The organism is Williamsia sp. DF01-3 (assembly GCF_023051145.1).
Classification (GTDB): Bacteria; Actinomycetota; Actinomycetes; order Mycobacteriales; family Mycobacteriaceae; genus Williamsia.
This window is the reverse complement of the sequence record NZ_JALKFS010000005.1, coordinates 1,096,937-1,113,110: the sequence shown is the minus strand read 5'-3', so window position 1 is coordinate 1,113,110 and position 16,174 is coordinate 1,096,937. Positions and strand designations below refer to the sequence as shown.

The following is a 16,174-nucleotide window of genomic DNA, read 5'->3' as shown; positions in this document are numbered from 1 at the left end:
AGGTCGTTTGGCACATAGGTGTGATTCCGGGCGAGCGGCCCCACGGGTCTCAGAGCGCCATCGCCCTAGGAGCCATGTAACGTCATGAAAGACCAAACGTGGGGCCGAATAGGAGGATTAGTGCCAGGTAAAGCGGGCCGACGTTCCCCCGGGACAGGTCAACCGCTTCTCGGCGATCCTTCGGACGGCATCGATCCGTATCTGCCCGCCAACGGCAACCTCGGTTATCGGGTGTCCCGCTACGACCTCGACCTCGAATACCGGGTGGCGACCAACAGGCTTGCCGGGACCGCAACCATCACGGCCACCACGATCATCACCCTGAGCCGATTCGCGCTGGATCTCTCCAGCGCCCTCAAGGTCGACCGTGTGACGGTCAACGGTGTGCGGGCAAGTCGTTTCGGCCACCGCAGCCACAAGCTGACGGTGACAATGGAAGACGAACTGCCACCGGGCGGCGTGATGACCGTGGTGGTGAAGTACTCGGGCAATCCGCGGCCGATACGGGGGCGGTGGGGCGAGGTCGGTTGGGAGGAACTCACCGAGGGCGCTCTCGTGGCCAGCCAGCCGAACGGCGCGGCGTCGTGGTTTCCGTGCGACGACCATCCGATCTCCAAAGCGGCATACGGTATCTCGATCACCACCGACAGCCCTTTCATGGCCGTGGCCAACGGGTCGCTGCAGCGCAAACGGACCAAGGCCGCCCAGACGACCTGGGTGTACGAGCAGGTGGAGCCGATGGCGTCGTACCTGGCGACCATTCAGATCGGCCATTACATCCGAAAAACCCTGACGACTAAACCAGTTCCGATCCACGCCGTGATCCCGCCGGGCCTGCGCAGGAACTTCGAGATCGAGTTCGTCAATCAGGCGCGGATCATGGAGGCGTTCATCGAGTGGTTCGGGCCCTACCCGTTCCCCGAATACTCTGTCGTGGTCACCGACGACGAGCTGGAGATCCCGATCGAGGCACAAGGCCTGTCGATCTTCGGAGCCAACCACTGCAGCGGTTCCGGACGATCCGAGCGCCTCATCGCCCATGAGCTGGCGCATCAGTGGTTCGGCAATTCGCTGACTTTGTCGCGATGGAAAGACATCTGGCTGCACGAGGGGTTTGCCTGTTACAGCGAGTGGCTCTGGTCCGAACGCACGGGCGGACTCAGCACCGAAGCACAGGCGCGCAAGTACTACGATCGTCTCCTCTCATCGTCGCAAGATCTGATGATCGGCGATCCCGGCCCGGAGCGCATGTTCGACGACGTGGTGTACAAACGGGGCGCTCTTACGCTGCATGCATTGCGGAAGTCCCTGGGCGACAACAACTTCTTCGCCCTGTTGCGCGAATGGACTCGCGAGTACCGCTACAGCTCGGTCAGCACCGAGGACTTCACCGGACTCGCCGCGCGGTACAGCCCACAGCCGCTGAACGACCTGTGGCACCAGTGGCTCGAGCAGAAGGCGCTGCCGCCCTACCCGGGTCCCTGATGAGCGAAGGCCCGGTGAGCAATGCGGCCCCGAGTACTCGTGACTCCCTGGGCCGGGTGGCAGTGGCCACCGTTGTGGCTGCGGCGTCGGGTTACCTCGTGCTGTTGCTGGCTGCACGTGCCCTGGGCGCCGACGGGTATGCGGCATTCGCCGTCTTCTGGGCCGCGTACGGGTTGGTGACCGGCACCCAGAACGGACAGCTGCAGGAGACCACCCGCGCGGTCCGGCGCGCGCGTGAACGAGGGCGCGGCACCGGTGCCCGGCCGATGCCGATGAACGCGATTCTCGGCCTCGCCCTGGCCGGCCTCGTCGCCGTCACCTCCCTTGCCTGGGCCGGGGTGGTGTTCGAGTCGAACCGTGTCGAATCGGTGCTGCTGTTGACGGCAGGTGTCGCGGCGTTCGGTCTCTACGCGGGGCTGGGCGGCGTGCTGTCCGGGCTGGGTCGGTGGGGCGTTTTCTCGGCCCTTCTCGTCGTCGATGCGTTGATCCGTCTGCTGCTGACCGTGGTCGCGGTGGCTGCCGGATGGGGCCTACAGGCCTTTTTGGTCATCACGGTCGCGGGCACGGTCTCCACCGCGGTCGTCCTGGCCATCTTCGCCGGCGCGCGGGGGTGCTCGGCGCACGCGGTGATATCCCATCTGGTGAGCTGGCGCGCAACATGCTCACGGCGATGACAGCGGCGATGGCGAGCGCTGTTCTCGTGATGGGGTTCCCCGTGCTCATCTCGATCTCCAGCGACGGCCTCGACGCGTCGGCCGGCGCGGTTATCCTTGCGGTCACGCTCACCCGCGCGCCACTCCTGGTCCCGCTGAACAGCTTTCAGGGTGTACTGATCAGCCGCTTCGTCGACAGCCGTGATCACCTCCTGCGGTCGGTGGCGTCACCGGCCGCTGCGGTTCTTGCGGTCGGCATCGTCGGGATCCTGGCTGCGTGGCTGACCGGACCGTGGCTGCTCGAGACCGTCTTCGGCGCCGACTACCAGCTGTCGGGCGCCGCCGTCGCCGCACTGACCGCCGGGGCCGTGGCGATGGCGATGCTGACCCTGACCGGGGCGATGGCCCTGGCTGGCGGCCGACACCGGCTCTATGCCGCCGGATGGTGGCTGGCGACGGCAATGAGCGGGGGATTGCTGTTCATCCCCGCCGACCTGACGGTCCGCGTCCCGATCGCCCTGATGATCGGACCGCTGGTGGGCATCGCCGTACACCTGCTGGCAGCCCGCGGCGGATCAGCGCACGACGTGCCGGCCCAAGGCCCGGGCGACGCTCCATTGTCGACCGACTAACGCACCCGGCAAGAGCGTCGCCGCGTTGAGCCTCGAGGTGACGTGCCGTCGAGCGGCCCGTTCGGCTTTGGACCATCCCCGCTCGCGGCAGCGCGATGCTTCGTTCTCGAAGAAGGCGCGTTCCTCCTCGAACCGGCGGCCGTCGACCGCGCGTACCGAGCTGACGGACTGCTGATGGCGCCGGTAGCAAAAGGTGACGTGGGGGTCGAACACCATCGATCCGCCCGCACGGGCGATGTCGGTGAGCAACCCCAGGTCGAGGGCCACCTCGAGACCGGACCGGAAACCGATCGGAGCCGCGATCTCGGTGCGCCAGACCAGTGACGGGAAGTACGTCCAGTTCCCGCGGTAGAGGCTCTGCGCCATCGACTCGCCGCTCAGCGTGGTGGGCGAGGTGGGGGCCATCGATGCCTTGACCCGATCACCCAGCGGGCGGACGACCTCACCTGCGGAATCGATGACGTCGACCCCGGGCTGCACCACCGCTGCCTCGTGGTGACTCCCCAGTGCGGCGACCGCTCGCGCCAGGTGGTCGGGGGCCATCACGTCATCGCATCCCATGATGGTGAACGCGGGCGCCTGCACCAGGTCCACACATCGACGGAAGTTGCCGTTGACCCCGAGATTCTCCTTGTTGCGCAGGTAGTGCACCCGGGGGTCCGTCAATTCCTGCAGCCAGCGCGCGGGTTCGGGGTCCGGGTATTGGTCGTCGACCATCACCAGGCGGAAGTCGCCGTGGGTTTGGGCGAGGACGCTGCGCACGGCGGTCTTGAAGAGGGCGACGTCCCCGTAGAAAGGCAACATGACATCGACCAGCACGGTGGAAGAATACGCTGCGGCGAACCGATAGACTCCCAGGCGGCCGGTTTGCAGTCGAGGTGGGCGTGGAGGTGGAACGATCACTGAGCCAGGTACTGCCGTGGGCAATTCAGATGTGTGGCTGATCGTTCCCGTCTTCAATGAAGCTCCGGTCATCCGTTCGGTGGCCGGCGCGGCAAAACGGACCTTCCCGAACATCGTCTGTGTCGATGACGGCAGCAAAGACGGCTCTGCCGACGAAATACTCGCTGCCGGAGTCCATCTGGTGCGACATCCGGTCAATCTCGGTCAGGGCGCGGCCATTCAGACCGGCGTGGAGTACGCGCGTTCTCAGCCGGGCGCCAGGTATTTTGTGACCTTCGATGCCGATGGCCAACATCAGGTGGACGACGTGGTGGCCATGCTGGACCGCCTGCGATCCGAGCCCTTGGACATGGTCATCGGCACCCGATTCGCCGACGACCGGAGCAAGAGCGTCCCGGTGGTCAAACGGATGGCCCTGCGCACCATAGTGTTTCTCAGCCCGCGTACCCGCCGACTGGGTCTGACCGACGCTCACAACGGTCTTCGGGTCTTCAACGCCACGGTGGCCGCACAACTCGACCTGATCATGAACGGGATGAGCCACGCGTCGGAGTTCGTCGCACTCATCGACCATCATCAGTGGCGGGTTGCCGAACAACCGGTCACCATCCTCTACACCGAATACTCCATGGCCAAAGGTCAGTCGCTGCTCAACGGCGTGAACATCTTGACCGATGGCCTGCTCCACGGCCGGATGAGGCGGTAATCATGCTGGCCATTCAGATCATCCTGATCCTGTTTGTCATCGCGCTGGTCGGATACTTCATCACCCAGCGCGGCAACGCCAAGGCCTCGGCCTGGGTGAAGATCGCGTTTGTCGGCTTCCTGGCTTTTGGTGTGTACGCCTTGCTGCGGCCCGACGACCTCACCGTCATCGCCGGATGGGTGGGTGTCGGCCGTGGCACCGACCTGGTGCTCTATTGCCTGGTGGTGGCTTTCGCGTTCACCACCATCGGAACCTATCTGCGGTTTCGCGAACTGGAAGTGAAGTACGCGCGCCTCGCCCGGGCCATCGCTTTGCAGAATGCCGCGCTGGAGAACCGGAAAGCCGAACCCGGCGACGACCCGTTCTAGTGGTGGTGCGCGCCCATCACGTCGTGCAGGATCCGGTGGACGATGGCATCGGCGACCACACGGTAATGCACCGTCCGACCTGCTTTGGTGGTGGTCACCCAGCCCTGTGCACGTAGGGCGCGCAACGACTGCGAGGCCGCGTTCTCGGTGATCCGGGCTGCCGCGGCGAGTTCACTGACCGTTGCGTCCGGGTGTTCGTGCATGTGCGTGATCAGTCGTAGTCGCGTGGAATCGGACAGCAGCGCAAAGCGTTTGGCCCAACCGTCGATATCGGTGTGCTCGTGGTCGCCCATGTCCGCCCCCACGCTCTCGTGCTGCTGCCCGGTCTCGTCGGTGTTAGGCTACGGCACGTAAATGTGTCTGTGCAGACACATGTCGTGGGCGAGGGAGTCGATCGGTGCCACGCATTCGTCGAATGCCTTTGTTCCTGGCTCTCGCCTGCGTGGCATCGGTCGCGGCCGGATGTGGGTCGCCGAGCGAAGATCGCTCAGACCGCATCGTGCTGGCCGAAAGCCAGGAACTCGGTGGATACAACCCCGTCGCAGGCTACGGCGAACTCGGTGTGTCCCCGCTGTACGACGGCCTGCTGCGCCCAGCGTCCGACACCGACACCACGCTGCCCGATCTGGTTCCGGCACTGGCGGTCGCGGCGCCGGCGCCCCTCGGCGAGCGGCAATGGCGAGTGCAGCTGCGGCCAGGCGTCACATTCTCCGACGGATCGTTGCTGGACTCCGCCGATGTCGTCGCTACGTACAAAGCGGTGGCCAACCCACTGGTCGCCTCTGAAATCGCCACCCACTTCCGTCCGATCACCGACATCCGCGCCGACGGTGCCGACGCCGTGGTCGTCACGGTGGCCAACGACGCCGATCCATCACCTCAGCTGCTGCTGGGAATCGCGCCGTCGGAACGGATCGAGCAGGCACCCGTTGCCGACTGGGCGCTGAACACCGAACCCGTCGGTACCGGCCCCTACGAACTGACGAGCCTGCGCCCGGACCAAGCCGTCTTCACCGCCCGCGACGACTACTGGGGCCCTCGGCCACACGTGCGTTCGCTGGTGTTCACCCATACTCCCGACGACAACACCCGCGCCCAGCGCATCGTCGCCGGCGAGGTCGACGGTGCAAGCCTGCCGCCCGGGTTGCTCAGTGCGGTCGCCGGTCGCGAAGGAATCACGACCATCGGGGTCGCATCGGCGGACTGGCGCGGAGTGTCGCTGCCGCGCAACAATTCTTTCACCGCCGACCCGGTTGCGCGGACTGCGATGAATGTCGGCGTCGACCGGCAGACCATGATCGACGACGTACTGGCAGGACACGGTCGGCCTGCGAGCACACCCGTCGCCGAGGTGTACGGCGACGCCTACGACCCCAGAGCTCAGTTCCCCCACGATGTCGACGGCGCCGCAGCCATGCTCGACCGCGCGGGCTGGCGGATGGGCTCCGACGGCGTGCGGCAGAAAGACGGCAGCACAGCCCGTTTCGATCTCCTCTACAACGCGCAGGACAGCCTGCGCCGTGATCTCTCGACAGCTTTCGCCGCGGCAATGGCACCGCTCGGCGTCGAGGTGCGAACACGAGGCACGAGCTGGGACGAGATCGACACCAGATTGGACACCGCGGCGGTACTCCTGGGCGGAGGCGAAACCCCCTACAGCATCGACTCTCAGGTGTACGACACGCTGCACACGCGGGTTCCGGACTCGTCACCGTACGCGAACCCGGGCAACCTCACTCCCCCGGGTGTGGATCGATTGCTCGACGAGGCGCGGTCGGCCGGGCGGTCGCCCGACACCGACGCGAAATATCGAGAAGTGCAGCAGCGGTACATCTCTGAGCCGTCGTATGTGTTCCTGGCCTTCCTCGACCACACCTACGCCTACCGCGATCTCGGCTGGAACCAGACCGCACCGATTCTCGAGCCACATTCACACGGGGTCTCCTGGGGCCCCTGGTGGCATGTCGCCGGGTGGACCCGATGAATGCTGTCACCCGATCGAGACTCGTACCCGCAGTTCGGCTTCTGGGCGTACGGACGGTGGTTGCTCTGCCCGTCACCCTGGCCGTGTCGGCGACGATCTTCTTCATCGCGTCGCTCTCGCCCCTGGACCCTCTGACCGTCTACCTCGGTGATGGATATCAATCCGCCACCCTGTCGCAGCGGACCGCAGTGCGTGAGGCATACAACACCGACGGCTCCTGGTACGCCGCCTGGTGGCGATGGTTCACCGAGCTGTGCCAGGGCAACCTCGGATGGTCGTCCACCCAATCATTGCCGGTGGCAACCGTTCTCACCGAGCGACTGCCGTTCACCGTCGGCTTGTCACTCGCCGCGATGGTTGCTTCCGCGCTGATAGGGATCGTGGTGGGCACTCTTGCCGGGATGCGCCGCGGCGGACCACTCGACCAGACGTGCTCAGCGTTGTCTGCGGCGTTGGCTGCGGTACCCCCTTTGTGGTGTCGCTGGTACTGGTGTCGGTGGTCGCGGTGTCGTTGGGATGGTTCCCCACGTCGGGGGCGGCCGCTCCCGGCGATCCGTACACCGCCCGGGGAATCCTCACCCACGGCTTCCTTCCCTTTGTGGCGCTCACCATCTCGCAGATCCCATGGCTGCTGCTGACCACTCGAACGGCCGTGGTCGCGGCATCGTCATCGGACGCGGTGCGCGCGGCGAGGGCTCGGGGTCTGCACGGCTGGGCACTGCTGCGCGGCCACATCCTGCCGACATCCGTGGCACCTACCCTGGCCCTACTCGGCACCCGGCTACCGGAGGTGATCGCCGGAGCCGCCATCGTGGAAACCGTCTTCGGCTGGCCGGGGCTGGCGTCGGTGCTCGTGGACTCCGCGGTGGCGCTGGACTTTCCGCTGCTGGCGGCGTTGACGGTCGGCGCGGCGTTTGCTGTGTTGCTGGGTTCGGCAGCGTCAGATGCCGCGGCGGCGGCCATCGACCCACGGATCGGTGCGACGTCGTGAGCATGGCCTCCTACGCGACACCGCTACGCCGACAGTGGCCGTGGTTGTTGCTGATCCTCATCGCGACGTCGGCCGTGGTGATTCCCCTGCTCTCCAGTTCAACGGTCGCGGACTTCGGTGAGGCGTTGCGGGCGCCGGGCATCGGCCATCTGGGCGGTACCGACCATTCGGGATACGACCTGCTCACCCGCACAGCCGAGGGCCTGCGCATCTCGCTGACGATGGCAGCGGTGTGTGCGGTGGTGGCCACCGGGCTCGGCGTGCTGATCGGGGTGGGCTCGGTGGCGGCCGGCGGCTGGATCGATGCCGTCGTGATGCGCGTGGTCGACGGGGTGAATGCTTTGCCGCATCTGGTGATCGGCATCGTGATCGCCGCGATGTGGCGCGGCGAACCACTGGCGATCATCGCCTCGATCGGCTTGACCCACTGGCCCGCGGTCGCGCGGGTGGTCCGGGCGGAATTACGGTCGGGGGCCAACGCAGGGTGGGTACGGTCGGCTCGACTCGCCGGGGCGTCTCGCTGGTTCGTGGGACGACACCACCTCCTGCCCGCCGTTGGCGGGCAAGCACTGTGGCAATGGTGATGTTGCTACCCCATGCGGTGTGGCACGAGTCCACGCTTTCCTTTCTCGGCGTTGGACTCTCGCCCGATCGCGCCAGCCTGGGCACGCTGCTCGGCCAGTCCCGCGGTGACGTGATGCTGGGCGCGTGGTGGACGTTGGTGGTTCCCGCATCGGCACTTCTTGTCACCGCCCTCGCGGTCGCCGCCGGAGGTTCCGGATTGCGTCGACGCCTCCAGCCACCGGGAGGCCAGGTGTGGTGACCGACATGGCTGCCCGCCTCGATGGATTCGGCGTTCGTATCGCAACCCGTGAGCGGGAGACTGCGACGGTCACCGGCCTCGACGGTGTCGACCTGGACGTCGCGGCCGGCGCGGTGACCGCCCTGGTCGGCGAGTCGGGATGCGGCAAATCGCTGGTGGTACTTGCACTGTGCGGGCTGCTGCCACCGGGGTCCACAACTCGGGGACGGTTGCACGTGGCGGGCCACGAGGTGACCGACGCGGACGAGAAGACGTGGCGGGAACTCCGAGGACACGCCGTCGGCCTGGTCCCGCAGTCTCCGGCGACGTCGTTCACCCCCGTCCGTACCATCGGATCGCAGATTGCCGAAGTGGTCCAGGCACTCGACAGTGACCGCAGTGCACTCGAATTGGCTGCGCTGGCAGGGCTGCCCGACGACGCCCTCGAACTGTTCCCACATCAATTGTCGGGCGGGATGGTGCAGCGCGCCGCGATTGCAGCTGCGCTCGCCGGCCGACCGGCCGTGCTGCTCGCCGACGAGCCGACATCCGCACTCGACACCGAGCTCGCCGAGATGGTGTGGACATTGCTGCGCAGCATCGCCGATGACGGAGCCGCCGTCCTGGTCATCACCCACGACATCGCATCGATGATCGCGTCGGGCGTCTGCGACTCCCTCGCCGTGATGCGGCGAGGACGGATCGTCGCGCAGAACTCGCCACACCGTGTCCGGCAAGCAGCCGATGAACGCACGCAGAAACTGTTCACGGGGGTACCCCGATGATCACCGCCCGTGCCATCGGGGTGCGGTTCGGCGGCACCACGGTGTTGAGCGACATCGACTTCGACGTTGCGCCCGGCCGTGTCAGCGGGATCATCGGTCGCTCGGGCAGCGGGAAGACCACGCTGCTGCAGGTTCTCGCCGGCATCCGACCGCCCGATGCAGGCGTGGTGCGGTTCGGCGGGTCAGCCCGCGCGCCTCGCGGATCGGTCGCGATGATCGATCAGCACCCGCGGTTGGTCTGCAATCCCCGATGGACGTTGTCGCAGATCATTCGCGAACCCGCCGACATCATGCGGCGTCCGGTCGACCCGGAAAGCTACGCCGCACGCACCGGGCTGGACTCCGAGCTGTTGGGCCGCTTCCCATCACAGGTCAGCGACGGCCAGCTTCAACGCGCCTGCCTTGCCAGGGTGCTTGTCCAGGAGCCGACGTATCTCCTCTGCGACGAGCCCACCGCCATGCTCGACCCCATCGCCGCCGCCGACGTGGCGTCGCTGTTGAGATCGATTGCCGCAGAAGGCGTTGGCATGGCTTTGGTCAGTCACGACCGCACGCTGGTCGACCAGATGTGCTCGACGATCACCACGTTGCCCGGTCCCGGCTTCTCCTGAACCACTCAGGTGGTGAGACTGCGGATGTAGCCGATGACGTCGGTGTACTCGGGAAGCAGGCCACTCGCCTCGGCTTCGGCGAGCGTCGGCGCGGCAGTGTCCTTGTCCGACAGGGTGAAAGTGAGATCCGAGCCGTCGCGGGCCGTGGTGGGGAACTCGATTCCGATGGCCGGGTCCAACGGGTTGATGCCGTGTTCACCGGCGGGGTTGTATCCGGTCGAGCACAGATAGGTGACAACGGAGTTGTCCTCTAGCGCCACAAACGCGTGCCCGAGTCCCTCGCCGATGTAGAGCGCTCTGCGGTCGACGTCGTCGAGCAGTGCGCCGTCCCAGGCACCGAATGTCGGTGACCCGACGCGGATGTCCACCACCACGTCGAAGATCGCACCTCTGGGGCAGCTGACGTACTTCGCCTGTCCCGGTGGCACATCGGCGAAGTGCACCCCGCGCAGCACGCCGGCGGCCGACACGGAGAGATTGGCCTGCTGGAGGTCGAAGGGATGCCCGATCACCTCCGCGAGCAGGTCACCGCGGAATGCCTCCATGAAAAGGCCACGCGGGTCGCCGAACTTCTTCGGGGTGATCTCCCAGGCGCCGTCGATGGACAGGGGTTCGATCAGCATGTTCTCTACAGTTCCTTGCCGCGTTCGAGGAGGTCGATCAGGTAGGTCCCGTATCCCGACTTGAGCAAGGTCTGGGCGCGGGCCCGCAACTGCTCGTCGTCGATGAAGCCGCGTCGCCAGGCAACCTCTTCCGGCACAGCGATTTTCAGGCCTTGACGTTCTTCGACGGTGCGGACGAAGTTGCCCGCATCCAGCAGTGAGTCGAAGGTTCCGGTGTCGAGCCACGCTGTGCCCCGGGGCAGCACCTCGACGTGCAGCAGGCCCTTGTCGAGGTACGCCCGGTTGACGTCGGTGATCTCGTACTCGCCACGGGCACTCGGCTGCAGCCCCGATGCGATCTCCACGACGTTGTTGTCATAGAAGTACAGGCCCGGGATCGCGAAGTTGGACCGAGGATGTTCGGGCTTTTCCTGCAGGTCGATGGCCTTGCCATCGCTGTTGAAATCCACCACCCCGTAGGCCTCGGGATTGCGGACCCAGTAGGCGAACACCGCGCCACCCTCGATGTCGTGGAACCGGTTGAGCTGCGAGCCCAGCCCGGGTCCGTAGAAGATGTTGTCGCCCAGGACCAGCGCCACCGACTCCGACCCGATGTGATCAGCACCCAGAACAAACGCCTGTGCCAATCCGTCCGGACTCTCCTGCACCTTGTACGTGATCGAGATCCCGAATTGACTGCCGTCCCCCAGGAGGTTCTGAAACGCAGACGAGTCGTGCGGCGTGGTGATCACCAGGATCTCGCGGATACCCGCCAGCATCAACGTGGTCAGCGGGTAGTAGATCATCGGCTTGTCGTAAACGGGGACGAGTTGTTTGCTCACACCTTGCGTGATGGGATGCAGCCGACTTCCGGTGCCCCCGCCAGGATGATTCCGCGCATACGTGACACCTTAGGCCCCAGGCACTGTGCCCAACCGATGAGCTGTCGATCGGTAGGGTTGCAGCAGTGAACGGAGGATTGACATGCGGGTACTGATCACCGGTGGCGCCGGTTTCATCGGCGCCAACTTCGTGCACCGGACCCTCGCGACCAGGCCGGATGCACAGGTAAAGGTTCTGGACGCGATGACGTACGCCGCGAACAGGCAATCGTTGGCATCGGTGTCCGATCAGATCGAATTGGTCGAAGGAGACGTCGCCGACTCCGCTTTGGTGAACCAACTGGTCGGCGAAAGTGACCTCGTCGTCCATTTCGCCGCCGAATCGCACAATGACAACTCATTGGCCGACCCTTCGAGTTTTGTGCACACCAATCTCGTCGGCACATTTTCGATACTCGAAGCGGTGCGTGCGCACGGCGTGCGTTACCACCACATCAGCACCGACGAGGTGTACGGCGATCTCGAACTCGACGACCCCGCACGCTTCACCGAGCAGACCCCCTACAACCCGTCGAGCCCGTACTCGTCGACCAAGGCAGGCAGCGACCTTCTGGTCCGGGCCTGGGTGCGCTCGTTCGGAGTGCAGGCCACCATCTCCAACTGCTCCAACAACTATGGCCCGTACCAGCACATCGAGAAGTTCATCCCTCGCCAGATCACCAACGTGCTCAGCGGGATTCGCCCCAAGCTCTACGGGCAGGGCACCAACGTGCGGGACTGGATCCACGTCAACGACCACAACGACGCGGTGTGGACCATCATCGACAAGGGGCAGATCGGCGAGACCTACCTCATCGGCGCCGACGGTGAAGCCGACAACCGCACCGTCGTCGAGACGATCCTCGAACTGCTCGACCAGCCCAAGGACGCATTCGATTTCGTGACCGACCGGCCCGGCCACGACATGCGTTACGCCATCGACTCCACCCGTCTGCGCACCGAATTGGGCTGGCAGCCCCGGTTCACCGACTTCCGGTCCGGGCTCGCCGACACGGTGGCGTGGTACCGCGACAACACCGACTGGTGGCAGCCCCTCAAAGGGGCCACCGAGAGCAAGTACGCCACCACCGAACGCGTGGTGGGTTGACCTCGCCCACCGGTGACCGAGGGGCCCGCCCCGAGAGCTAGACGGCGCGGAAGTACTCGACGGTGCGCCGAACTCCCTCGGCCAGCGACACCTTCGGGTACCAGCCGAGTACGGCGCCGGCGAGTGAACCGTCGATGGATGAGTCCCGGACGTCACCGAGGCGGGCCGGTTCGTACACCGGTTCGTCGGGAGCGTGCGCGGCCTCGGCGACCAGGGTGTGCAGCGCCCGGTCTGATGTTGCCGCCCCGGTGCCGACGTTGAAGCGCTGTCCGCCACCGAGTTCGCCGCCGGCCAGCACAAAGGCCTGCACGACGTCGTCGACATAGACGTAGTCGCGGGTGTTGCCACCGTCACCGAACAGCTTGGTAATGCTGCCCGACAACAGGTTCCGCGCGAAGATGGCCACCACGCCGGCTTCACCGTGTGGATCCTGCCGCGGCCCGTACACATTTGCGGGGGCGATGTGGGTGCAGTCCATTCCGTACAGCGAGCGGTACATGTTCAGGTACACCTCACCGCTGACCTTGGCAGCCGCGTAGGGACTCATCGGCGCAACCGGTGCTGATTCCGACACCGGTAGGTGCTCCGGCGAGCCGTAGATGGATCCTCCGGACGATGTGAACACGATCTTGCGCACTCCCGCTCGTCGGGCCGCCTCGGCAAGCCGCACGGTCCCGACGACATTGACCTGGGCATCGGCAACCGGATCGCTCACCGAGGCGCGCACGTCGATCTGGGCAGCGAGATGGAAGATCACCTCGGGTTGCGCTTGCGCCACAACTGTTTCCAGGTCAGCAACGGTGAGATCACCCTCGACGATCCGACATCCGCGGTCGACGGCGCCGGCCAGGTTGGCCCGGCTACCCCGCGAGAAATCATCCAGAGCGACAACCTCGTGGCCATCGGCCAGCAGCCGATCGACGAGTGTCGAACCGATGAACCCGGCACCGCCGGTGACCAAGGTGCGCATCACTTCTCGCCCTTCCGTATTGCGTCCGCGACCTCATAGATCGTCACGTTGCCCTGCCGATAGACCTCGCGCAGACCGGGTGCACCGTTCTCTCGCAGCGGAAGGAAGGGGTCACCGAACCGGCCCTCCGCGAGATTGGGTGCGCCGTTCTGGAACCACCAGTAGCTCGGCGGCGCGTCGATCACGTACCTGATGTTCAGGTCCCGGACTATCTGGTCGATACGCGGATCCGCGCCGATCCGGGCAGCGTTCCAGTACAGATCAGACTGGCGCTGGCTGAAGTCATTTGCCCGGTAGAACGGGAACAGCGGGGTCAGATCCGCCACCGGGTACATCCATCCACTGCCCTGATCGAGGTTGTTGAGGATGACGGTGCTGCGCGCCTCCGGCTGCTGCGCCAGCCACCGGTAGGCCTCGACGTCCTCGACACCCACATACGCACCGCTTCGGTACTGGACGGCGATCTTCCCGTTGTCGGCGTACCGTATGGCTCCCGCGCCGGCGACGATGAGCAGGCCGACCACTGTCAGTGCAGGCAGCGCGAGCCGATTTCGCTGCCAGACGGGTTTCCGGGCCAGCAGCCGCGCGACACCGAGAACCAGCACCCCGAGCCCGATCCCCGCGGCGACCGCGGTGAACATCGACACCACGAAGGTCAGTCGATGAGGCGAGTTGTAGAAGTATCCACCCAAGGCGCCGAACAACTTCGACGGCAACCCGCCGAGATCGTAGACCGCGTTGGCCGTGGTGACGATGAACGCCAGCCAGGCGGCGACCACAGCCCAGTTGCGCGACCACACGAGCCAGCCCAGCCCGATCGCGGCCGGGATCAGCAGGTACAGCAACGGGTACTGATGGCCGAGCAGATCGGTCCCGTTGAACGCGGCGCGCACAAACGCCTGTGCGGCGCTGGCATTCTCATCGCGGAAGTCGAAGCCGGAGAGCTCGTTGTTCTCCGAGATCTTCAGGGTGCCGATGATCACCGGGCTGATCAGCACCAGTGCGCCCGCACCGATCGCTGCGAGCGTCGCGACATCACCACCCCGACCACGTACCGGCGTCCACACTGCCTGCAGTAGCCACCAGGATCCGACGATCACCGCCATCACCACCAGCCCCGACGGGTGGGTGGCTGCGGTACCGGCGATCGCGAGCACAGCCGCGAGCACGCGGCGACGATCACCGACCGCACTGATCACGAGCACCGCGGTGACCGGCGCCAAGGAGACGCCGACCGCATTGGGGACTGCCGTGAACGCGAGTTCCACGTAGGGCAACGACGGGAAAACGGCCGTGACCGCGGCGGCAAGAGCTGCGAAGACCGCGCTCCGGTCCGGATCGAATCGCTTGCGGCCCAGCCAATACGCGAGCGACCCGAAACTGATCGGCAAGGTCAACGCCAGCGATGCCGGGGAGTAGATGTTGTACAACTCCACGGTGTTGGCACCGGTCAACGGGTAGAGCAGAGCGCCCAGGTCGTGCCACGTGTTCGGGTAGTAGTTGAATCCGTGCGTGTCGTAGTTCATCAGCTCGCCCATGTGAAGCGACGACCCGTCGCCGGTCTCATGGATCCACTGCAGTGCATCGGCATGCCACAGGGCATCCCACACCTGCGAGATGTTGTTCAGTCCGAAGAATGTGGTGCCGATCAGTCGCCGGATCGACGTCAGGACGATGATCAGCGCGCCCAACAGCACACCGGCGGCAATGGTCAACAGGGCCGGGCGGCTGATCGGGCGTACCTCGGCGGCGACCGCCGGGGACAGGGACCCGCATCGGCGGGTTCCGAGGTCCCATCCCCACGCCACCAGCCAGGACACCCCCACCATCACCGCGGCCGTCCCGACGTTCCACGGGATGGAGAGCGCCCCGTAGAGCACGGTGAAGATGCCGATCATGCCGAACGTGAGCGGCGCACCCGCGGCGACCGCCACCGGCCACGGCAATGACATCCGCCGTCCGACCAGGGCCCCGGGCACGATCAGGATCACCGCGGTGACGACCGTGATCCACGCGGCCAAAAGCATGCATTCCCTTTTCGTTGGCTGGGGCGGCCGGCAAGACGGCCGGGGACGTTGCTTCTGCACCTTAGTGGAGGTGCGTGAGGCGCCGCGCCCCCGCCACTCACCACTACCGTGGAACACATGGACTGGCCTCGGCACATCCCCACGCTGACCGATCAGGTGATCACTCTCCGGCCCTTCGTGCACGACGACATCGGCGCCGTACTGGCGGCCAGCCAAGACCATGCGACGGCCGAGTTCACCGTGGTTCCGAGCCCGTACACGGAGGCCGACGCCCGTGATTTCGTCGAAGATCGGTCGGTCAAGGTGTGGCCGGGGTTCGACGTCGCGATCGTTGATCCCGACGACGCGTTCCTCGGTGTGTGCGGTTTGCGGGCGAAGGACGACGACGCGGTGACCGAGATCGGGTACGCGGTGGCTCCCTGGGCACGCGGCGCCGGTGTGGCCACCAGGGCGACCCGGCTGCTCATCGAGTTCTCCTGGCAGATCGGGGCAGTCCGGGTGGAACTGGACGCCTATGTGGAGAACAAGGCGTCACGCGCCGTAGCCCGTAAGTGCGGTTTCACCCAGGAAGGTGTTCTCCGATCGGCAGCGCCCGGAAAGAACGGTCGCAGGCACGACCTCGTCGTCTTCGGTCTCCTGAAGACCGACGAGGTGCCCTGAACCCCA

The 16,174-nt window shown here is 65.8% G+C and carries 15 protein-coding genes and 3 pseudogenes; 12 read left to right on the top strand and 6 right to left on the bottom strand.

Features of this window, described 5'->3' with window-relative positions; translation table 11 throughout:
• Positions 1 to 120 precede the first annotated feature (120 nt).
• Genes MVA47_RS07355 through MVA47_RS26985 form a run of 3 tightly spaced genes read left to right on the top strand, consistent with a single transcriptional unit; the run spans position 121 to position 2,770 of the window.
• Positions 121 to 1,485 (top strand): M1 family metallopeptidase, encoded by a 1,365-nt coding sequence (locus tag MVA47_RS07355; protein WP_247207297.1) that lies wholly within the window; start codon positions 121 to 123, stop codon positions 1,483 to 1,485.
• The gene (locus MVA47_RS26990; RefSeq protein ID WP_308280510.1) at positions 1,485 to 2,159 is read left to right on the top strand and encodes a hypothetical protein; all 675 of its coding nucleotides are present in this window, start codon (positions 1,485 to 1,487) and stop codon (positions 2,157 to 2,159) included. The genes MVA47_RS07355 and MVA47_RS26990 overlap by 1 nt, the downstream gene beginning before the upstream one ends.
• On the top strand, positions 2,156 to 2,770 hold the full coding sequence (locus tag MVA47_RS26985; protein ID WP_308280509.1) for a hypothetical protein: 615 nt from the start codon (positions 2,156 to 2,158) through the stop codon (positions 2,768 to 2,770). The genes MVA47_RS26990 and MVA47_RS26985 overlap by 4 nt, the downstream gene beginning before the upstream one ends.
• Here the strand turns inward: MVA47_RS26985 and MVA47_RS07345 are convergent.
• Entirely contained in the window at positions 2,714 to 3,589 is an 876-nt protein-coding gene (locus MVA47_RS07345; RefSeq protein ID WP_247207296.1) for a glycosyltransferase, read from the bottom strand. The genes MVA47_RS26985 and MVA47_RS07345 overlap by 57 nt on opposite strands.
• A gap of 100 nt (positions 3,590 to 3,689) precedes the next feature.
• Between MVA47_RS07345 and MVA47_RS07340 the strand changes: the two genes are divergently transcribed.
• Positions 3,690 to 4,379, top strand: a complete 690-nt coding sequence (locus MVA47_RS07340) for a glycosyltransferase family 2 protein (protein WP_247207295.1) — start codon at positions 3,690 to 3,692, stop codon at positions 4,377 to 4,379.
• A 2-nt stretch (positions 4,380 to 4,381) separates the two neighbouring features.
• Positions 4,382 to 4,747, top strand: coding sequence for a DUF2304 domain-containing protein (locus MVA47_RS07335; RefSeq protein WP_023956351.1), 366 nt, complete (start codon positions 4,382 to 4,384; stop codon positions 4,745 to 4,747).
• Here the strand turns inward: MVA47_RS07335 and MVA47_RS07330 are convergent.
• Complete coding sequence (locus tag MVA47_RS07330) at positions 4,744 to 5,040, bottom strand: helix-turn-helix transcriptional regulator (protein ID WP_062795151.1); 297 nt, start codon at positions 5,038 to 5,040, stop codon at positions 4,744 to 4,746. The two genes, MVA47_RS07335 and MVA47_RS07330, sit on opposite strands and share 4 nt — an antisense overlap.
• 122 nt (positions 5,041 to 5,162) lie before the next feature.
• On the opposite strand from MVA47_RS07330, the gene MVA47_RS07325 reads away from it, so the two are divergent.
• From MVA47_RS07325 to MVA47_RS07305, 5 genes and pseudogenes are all read left to right on the top strand, one after another.
• The gene (locus MVA47_RS07325; RefSeq protein ID WP_247210644.1) at positions 5,163 to 6,731 is read left to right on the top strand and encodes an ABC transporter substrate-binding protein; all 1,569 of its coding nucleotides are present in this window, start codon (positions 5,163 to 5,165) and stop codon (positions 6,729 to 6,731) included.
• Positions 6,728 to 7,722 (top strand): annotated as a pseudogene (locus MVA47_RS07320) (ABC transporter permease). Before MVA47_RS07325 ends, MVA47_RS07320 begins: the two are co-directional and overlap by 4 nt.
• 2 nt (positions 7,723 to 7,724) lie before the next feature.
• Positions 7,725 to 8,545, top strand: a pseudogene (locus MVA47_RS07315) (ABC transporter permease).
• Between the two features lie 5 nt (positions 8,546 to 8,550).
• Entirely contained in the window at positions 8,551 to 9,309 is a 759-nt protein-coding gene (locus MVA47_RS07310) for an ATP-binding cassette domain-containing protein (RefSeq protein ID WP_247207294.1), read from the top strand.
• Positions 9,306 to 9,920 carry an ABC transporter ATP-binding protein gene (locus MVA47_RS07305; protein ID WP_247207293.1) on the top strand — a complete coding sequence of 205 codons (615 nt, stop codon included), beginning with the start codon at positions 9,306 to 9,308 and terminating at the stop codon, positions 9,918 to 9,920. Before MVA47_RS07310 ends, MVA47_RS07305 begins: the two co-directional genes overlap by 4 nt.
• 5 nt (positions 9,921 to 9,925) lie before the next feature.
• On the opposite strand, the gene MVA47_RS07300 is transcribed toward MVA47_RS07305, so the two are convergent.
• Together MVA47_RS07300 and rfbA are read right to left on the bottom strand one after the other, a co-directional pair.
• Entirely contained in the window at positions 9,926 to 10,543 is a 618-nt protein-coding gene (locus MVA47_RS07300; RefSeq protein ID WP_247207292.1) for a dTDP-4-dehydrorhamnose 3,5-epimerase family protein, read from the bottom strand.
• 5 nt (positions 10,544 to 10,548) lie between these two features.
• A pseudogene (rfbA, locus tag MVA47_RS07295) lies at positions 10,549 to 11,423 on the bottom strand (glucose-1-phosphate thymidylyltransferase RfbA).
• A gap of 83 nt (positions 11,424 to 11,506) precedes the next feature.
• Here rfbA and rfbB point away from each other — a divergent pair.
• Positions 11,507 to 12,511 carry a dTDP-glucose 4,6-dehydratase gene (gene rfbB / locus MVA47_RS07290; RefSeq protein ID WP_247207291.1) on the top strand — a complete coding sequence of 335 codons (1,005 nt, stop codon included), beginning with the start codon at positions 11,507 to 11,509 and terminating at the stop codon, positions 12,509 to 12,511.
• Between the two features lie 37 nt (positions 12,512 to 12,548).
• Here rfbB and MVA47_RS07285 read toward each other — a convergent pair whose 3' ends face one another.
• A complete protein-coding gene (locus MVA47_RS07285; protein WP_247207289.1) occupies positions 12,549 to 13,481 on the bottom strand; it encodes an NAD-dependent epimerase/dehydratase family protein in 933 nt (310 codons plus the stop codon).
• Complete coding sequence (locus MVA47_RS07280) at positions 13,481 to 15,508, bottom strand: DUF6541 family protein (RefSeq protein WP_247207288.1); 2,028 nt, start codon at positions 15,506 to 15,508, stop codon at positions 13,481 to 13,483. Before MVA47_RS07280 ends, MVA47_RS07285 begins: the two co-directional genes overlap by 1 nt.
• Positions 15,509 to 15,625: 117 nt before the next feature.
• On the opposite strand from MVA47_RS07280, the gene MVA47_RS07275 reads away from it, so the two are divergent.
• Positions 15,626 to 16,168 (top strand): GNAT family N-acetyltransferase, encoded by a 543-nt coding sequence (locus MVA47_RS07275; protein WP_247207287.1) that lies wholly within the window; start codon positions 15,626 to 15,628, stop codon positions 16,166 to 16,168.
• Positions 16,169 to 16,174 lie beyond the last annotated feature (6 nt).